General features: G+C 58.7%; 5 protein-coding genes. 2 read left to right on the top strand and 3 right to left on the bottom strand.

Translation table 11 applies throughout. The features are described from left to right. Positions 1-219 precede the first annotated feature (219 nt). The 3 genes from AC5ZGW_RS08285 to AC5ZGW_RS08275 all read right to left on the bottom strand — a co-directional run bounded on the left by AC5ZGW_RS08285 (position 220) and on the right by AC5ZGW_RS08275 (position 2,897). Complete coding sequence (locus tag AC5ZGW_RS08285) at positions 220-1,791, bottom strand: autotransporter outer membrane beta-barrel domain-containing protein (RefSeq protein WP_245475135.1); 1,572 nt, start codon at positions 1,789-1,791, stop codon at positions 220-222. A gap of 72 nt (positions 1,792-1,863) precedes the next feature. Further along, a complete protein-coding gene (locus AC5ZGW_RS08280) occupies positions 1,864-2,094 on the bottom strand; it encodes a hypothetical protein (RefSeq protein WP_130230870.1) in 231 nt (76 codons plus the stop codon). Positions 2,095-2,687: 593 nt separating this feature from the next. Next, positions 2,688-2,897 carry a hypothetical protein gene (locus tag AC5ZGW_RS08275; RefSeq protein ID WP_028165239.1) on the bottom strand — a complete coding sequence of 70 codons (210 nt, stop codon included), beginning with the start codon at positions 2,895-2,897 and terminating at the stop codon, positions 2,688-2,690. A gap of 359 nt (positions 2,898-3,256) precedes the next feature. On the opposite strand from AC5ZGW_RS08275, the gene glsA reads away from it, so the two are divergent. Beyond that, positions 3,257-4,249 carry a glutaminase A gene (gene glsA, locus AC5ZGW_RS08270; RefSeq protein ID WP_130230872.1) on the top strand — a complete coding sequence of 331 codons (993 nt, stop codon included), beginning with the start codon at positions 3,257-3,259 and terminating at the stop codon, positions 4,247-4,249. Between the two features lie 73 nt (positions 4,250-4,322). Then, complete coding sequence (locus tag AC5ZGW_RS08265) at positions 4,323-5,972, top strand: MFS transporter (protein WP_245475136.1); 1,650 nt, start codon at positions 4,323-4,325, stop codon at positions 5,970-5,972. Positions 5,973-6,000 lie beyond the last annotated feature (28 nt).

Here is a 6,000-nt window from a genome sequence, read left to right as displayed (position 1 = left end):
GAAAAGCGGCCGCCCGAACCGTCGACGCTGTCTGCCTCGCCATCGGCCAGGTTCTGCAGCTCTTCACGCCCAAAGAATGCGCAAGCTACTTGGCAAACTCAGGATATGCACGAACCTAACTTCATCACGCTCTAATGCGGCGGACCAATTGGCCTGGGCCAACCAACATAAGCCCGGCCCGCTTCAATGGTTGAAGCTAGCGGACCGGGCCACCGCCTTTTAGGCCAGCAAGAGGCCGTGCGTCGCGAATGTGAAATCCTGAGGCCTGAGTGCTTCCTCGCTATGGACAACCACGTCGTTGCCTGCACTGAACGTGATCGTGCTTTCATGGGTCGTCGGGTCAAAGGCCGAGATGTTGAGCTGGTTGAAATTTTCGATGCCGAGAGCAGACACGTCGATGTGGTCGGTCCCTAGATTCGAGAAGCCCTGACCAAAATCCTCGATCTTGTCGTGACCGTTGTTGGAGTTGAACACGAACGTGTCGTTGCCGCCTTGGGCGGACACCGCGATGACCTGAGCGTCGCCCCACATATCGTCATTTCCAGTGCCGCTGATCAATTTGTCGGTTCCTCCATGCGCATTACCGGACATGGTCTGCGCATCACCGATAAGGAGGGATTGGAATGTTCCAGCAGGAGGTGGGTTGGAAAGATTGCATCCGGTCAAGGTGTCGTTACCGCCTTGCGCGTTGCCGGACATGCTCTGGGCATCACCAAATGCTTCACTCAGAACCTGTGAGAAGGCGTTTCCACCGTTATAGCTATCATCGCCGCCAACGGCGTGATCGCCCATGTTGGCGCCAGCATCGCCGTAAAATGTGCTTCCTTCCCCGCCGGTCTTGTTGAATGTGTCGTTGCCGCCCTGGGCGTTGCCGGACATGCTTCCGCCAGCATCGCCATAGAAAAAATTTGGGAAAAAAGTTCCGCTAAGCTGATTGTAGGTGTCATCGCCACCCTTGGCAAAATCAGACATGTTGCCGCCAGCGTCGCCATAGAAAAAATTGTCCGTTTCAATGCCGCGCATCGTGTAAACGTCGTTACCACCGGCGGCGTGGCCCGACATATCGCCTCCGGCATCGCCGTAGAAATAATTGTTGGTTTCAGAGGAGCCGTTTTTTGTGAAACTGTCATTGCCGCCGTGGGCATGGTCAGACATGTCGCCGCCGGCGTCACCATAGAACCGCAACGTTCTCTCTGGTCCGTTACTGGCCGTCAATGTGTCGTTGCCCCCTTGGGCGGAGCCGGAAAGATTTCCGCCGGCATCGCCGTAAACGGTGTCTGTAAAATGCCCTTCTCCGAGCGCGAGCGTGATCCTGTCATGACCACCAATGGCGTGATCTGACAAATCGCCACCGGCGTCAGCGTAAACATTGACGGGTATCGGGGTAAAAAACCCGGTGAGTTGAACGTTCAGCGTATCATTGCCAGCGATCGCATGGTCGGAAATGCTCCCGCCCGCATCGCCGTACATGTTCACCGTAATCGTAGATGTAGTCAGCGATAGTTCGCTAGTGATTTGAGCGGACAAGGTATCATCGCCGCCCCTGGCATGATCGGAAATATTTCCGACCGCATCACCAAACATGTTGAATGTAACGGGGGTCGGCAGGGCAGCGTTGAAGACAAGTTGTGCGGTGAGAGTATCATCACCACCGATGGCGTGATCCAGCAGACTTCCGCCGGCGTCGCCATATACGACGTTGGTCCCGTCTGGGAAGCCGACCAAAATGTCGTCTGTGCCTATCTGATGATCCGTTAAGTCGCCCGGAGTAATGGGAATGCGCCTGACCATGGCTATCTCCTAACGATTAAAGAGGCCGCCATACAGCGGCCTCGTTTCAATCTGTGTAAGTCTCTCGAAAAATCAGCTACCGCTACGGCGGCGGCGCACGAGCCAATAAGCGCCATAGCCTAGTCCGATCGCAAGCGCGGGAATGCCGGCGCCTAGAAGCGGGGCAGGAGCACCTTGTGCGTGTTTTTCGTTGCCGTTACCGTTGCCATTGCCGACGCCACCGTTGGGGATCCCACCTTGATCGGCCAAGGCCGGTGACAAAATAAGCATCGAAAGGGCGACCGACGCTACTATGGCTTTCATTCGATTGCTCCCAATTTAAATGGCGATGCATTTAAAATATTAAAGCAGAATTAAATGTCGCGCAATCGTGAGCTGATATCCTTGATGAGTTCCATTGGATTCCAAGGATCTCAAGGCCAAGCCCAACTGCGCCTATTATTGAGCATTTTGGACGCTTCTAGCGTACCGGGACTGCCCTCGACGCTCAACTTTGGCAGGTCATATGGGCAACCAGGGTCATCCTTGCTTCGGGGATAGTTATTTTTGCTGTTTTCTTTCAGGGCGCGTTTTCCCGCCTTAGCGACAAAGCGATGGGACCCTTTCCATGTCCGTCCGGGTTCAAAGTGCGACTTACATCCTGCGTCTGCTCTTGGGGCAAAGCGGACTTCAAGGTCAGCAAGGCGAGGGTGGGTAGGCGGGGAGGGTCCTAGACTTGATTGACTCGCTATCGGCTTAAGCGACTCGCTCTTACCTTTAGCGCACATGTGCGGAGGCACGCGCCTGGTAACGCGGACTGCCGATCGTCAACAACCGCCCATTGTCCGAAGTGGCGAACGAAGTGAACCGCTATCGCTGCGGGCTCATCCTCATTCTCAACGCCAACCGCAAGCCAGCTATCCGAGCGGGCTTCCTTGATTCCGTCTGATGATCTTGAGCGTGAGCAGGACGGCGCCAAGCACAAGAAACAGAACGCCGACAGTCGTCGTGCTGGTGGATTCGAACGTCACGCCAACTGCCGTCAGCAGGCATCCGATGATAACCGCGACCAACCCACCAAGCTTCTTCACCAGCAGAAAGTGTCCGTCACTCGTACTTGCCACCATGATCAGCCTCGCTGTTCAGATGATGTCCCGCCTTCTCCAGTTTCTCGTCGCGTCCTTTTTTCTCAGGTCAGCGGCAGGCTCGCGTGAGTGACGCAATCGTACACTCAGGCGGCCACCTTGCAAATTTCCGGGCGTTCGGATTCTGCGATCAATGCTCTTTGATTCAATTGCGCGCGATGCCGATTGCGACAGTGTGCCTTACCTAACGAGTGTTGGAGCCTTGCGCGCGTGTGAGAGAACTCGATGGCAGCCGGCACATTTGCTGGTCTATCAGCAAATTGCTGCATCGGTTGCAGATTGACTCGCATTAAACGTGGGCGTTAGATCAATAACATAGCGCGGTTCGGCGGAGTGGTGCGATGGTGTCACCATCGGCGATCGATGAACGGCCTTACGTTTCGACCGGTCATCTACCTAATCCCGAGATGGTGCAGTCGCTGGTGGAAGACGCGCACCGACGTATTAAATCGAACGCCGACGGCCACAATTCGCAGGTCTACCCGGCGCTCGCCCGAGTGCCCAGCGAACTGTTCGGCGTTTGTGTCGTTGCAACCGATGGGCATGTCTACGGCGCGGGCGACATAGACTACGAATTCTCCATCATGAGCGTGTCGAAGCCGTTCGTCTTCGCGCTGATCTGCGAGACGATTGGCCCCGAAGAGGCACGCGCAAAGCTTGGCGCCAACGCTACCGGATTTCCATTCAACTCGCTTGCTGCGATCGAGCGCGGGGAGGGGCGTACCAATCCGATGGTGAATGCGGGCGCCATCGCGACGACGAGCTTGGCGCCAGGCAGGTCCGCCGAGGCGCAGTGGGAGTTCATCCACGGCGGGCTGTCGCGCTTCGCGGGCCGCAAGCTCCCACTCAACGAAGAGGTCTACGCCTCCGCGTCAGAGACCAATTTTCGCAATCGCAGCATCGCGCGGCTGCTCGAGAGCTACGACCGGATCTATTGCGACGCCAAACAGGCGACCGATCTCTACACGCGGCAGTGTTCGCTGAACGTGACCGCCAAAGATCTCGCCGTGATGGGCGCGACGCTGGCGGACGGTGGGGTGAACCCGATCACGAAGCAACGCGTGGTCGACGCTGCGGTCTGTCATTACGCCTTGGCCGTGATGATCACGGCCGGATTGTATGAGACGTCAGGCGACTGGCTTTACGACATCGGCCTGCCGGGAAAGAGCGGGATCGGCGGCGGCATTGTCGCGGTTTCTCCCGGAAAAGGCGGCTTCGGCACGTTCGCTCCGCCGCTGGATGCGGCCGGCAACAGCGTGAGAGGGCAACTCGCCGCGAAATTCCTGTCGCAGCGATTGGGCATGGATCTGTTCGTTTCGCAACCGGAAGACTGACCAATGTTGACTGGATCGGCGTCTTATCCAGCTAGCCGATCCTGAAAGCCCGGGCAAATCGGAGGACGCCAGAGTGACACAGACAATCTCGATCGGCGGCATCCATGAGGAGGAACGCGCATCATGGATTCCCATGATCGCGATCGCGCTCGGCCAGATGATCATGTCGTTCAACGTCGCTTCGCTGCCGGTGGCGATGGGGGGAATGGTCAAGAGCTTCGGCGTTCCTCCGACCACGGTCGCGACCGGCATCGTGGCCTATTCCATGCTGGTCGCCGGCTTCGTCATGCTGGGCGCCAAGCTCGCGCAGCGCTACGGCGCGCTGCAGGTGTTCCGTGCGGCCGTCGGGCTGTTCTTCATATCTCAGGTCATGATGACGTTCAGCCCGACGGCAGTCGTGATGATCACGGCGCAGGCGCTCTGCGGCGCCGCCGGCGCCGTCATCGTGCCCTCGCTGGTGGCCCTCATTGCCGAGAACTACACCGGACGCCAGCAGGCAACCGCGGTGGGTGCGCTCGGTTCTGCACGTGCAGCGGCCGGCGTGCTCGCATTCATCATCGGGGGCGTACTGGGCACCTATATCGGCTGGCGGCCGGTGTTCGGAATTCTCATCGCCGTTTCCGCCATCGTGTTTTTCCTCAGCTTCCGGCTCAGGCGCGATCACGGCCGGCCGGATGTGGAGATTGATCTCGTCGGCGTCATACTTGCAGCAGCCGCGATCATTCTCATCAGCTTCGGCTTCAATAATCTGAACAGATGGGGGCTCGCGTTGGCGAGCCCGAACGCGCCGTTCAGCTTTCTTGGCTTGTCTCCCGCCCCGATCCTGATCGTGGTGGGCATCGTGCTCGGCCAGGCGTTCCTGATGTGGACACACAGACGCCAGGAGGCAGGCAAGACTCCTCTGCTTGCGCTTCAGGTGATCGATTCGCCGGAAGAACGAGCGGCCGTCTACGCGATGTTCGCCGTCGTCGCGCTGGAGGCCGCGCTCAACTTCTCCGTCCCGCTCTACATTCAGATCGTGCAGGGTCGCAGCCCGATCGCCACTGCGGTGGCGATGATGCCGTTCAACCTTACAGTATTCTTTGCCGCGATGCTGATCGTGCATATCTATGACAGGCTGACGCCGCGGCAGATCGGGCGAGCCGGCTTCATCCTTTGTACAGTCGCGCTGTTGTGGCTCGCATTCGTTGTGCGCAACGACTGGAGCGAGGTGCCGGTGCTGCTCGGGCTCGTTGTCTTTGGTATCGGGCAAGGCGCGCTCGTCACGCTGCTGTTCAACGTGCTGGTCACGGCTTCGCCCAAGGAACTCGCGGGCGATGTCGGATCGCTGCGCGGCACCACCAACAACCTCGCTGCCGCTGTCGGGACGGCAGTGGCGGGCGCGCTCCTTGTCGGTCTGTTGAGTTCGATCGCGCTGACCGGCATCGCCGCGAGCCCCAAGCTCACGCCCGAACTTCAAGCGCAGGTCGATCTCGACAACATCAATTTCGTCAGCAATGACCGGCTTCAGACTGTCCTTGCCGATACCAGTGCATCCCCGGCAGAGGTCGCCGAGGCTGTGCGCGTCAACACGGAGGCACGTCTGCGTGCCCTGAAGATCGGCCTCCTGATCATGGCGGCGCTGGCACTTGTGTCGATCATTCCGGCCGGGCGGCTGCCGAACTATCGACCGGGAGAGATTCCGAGCGACGAGACGGCGAGCGAAAGCGGGCGAACCGCCTGATGCGCAACGGGTTCGACTGCTCTTGAAA

This window comes from Bradyrhizobium sp. Crot121, assembly GCF_059512385.1.
This window is presented reverse-complemented; position numbering and strand designations above follow the sequence as displayed.

Excerpts from the sequence above, each read along its gene's own strand:
- AC5ZGW_RS08275 (WP_028165239.1), bottom strand. The coding sequence starts at position 2,897 with ATGGTGGCAAGTACGAGTGACGGACACTTTCTGCTGGTGAAGAAGCTT.
- AC5ZGW_RS08280 (WP_130230870.1), bottom strand. The coding sequence starts at position 2,094 with ATGAAAGCCATAGTAGCGTCGGTCGCCCTTTCGATGCTTATTTTGTCA.
- AC5ZGW_RS08285 (WP_245475135.1), bottom strand. The coding sequence starts at position 1,791 with ATGGTCAGGCGCATTCCCATTACTCCGGGCGACTTAACGGATCATCAG.
- glsA (WP_130230872.1), top strand. The coding sequence starts at position 3,257 with ATGGTGTCACCATCGGCGATCGATGAACGGCCTTACGTTTCGACCGGT.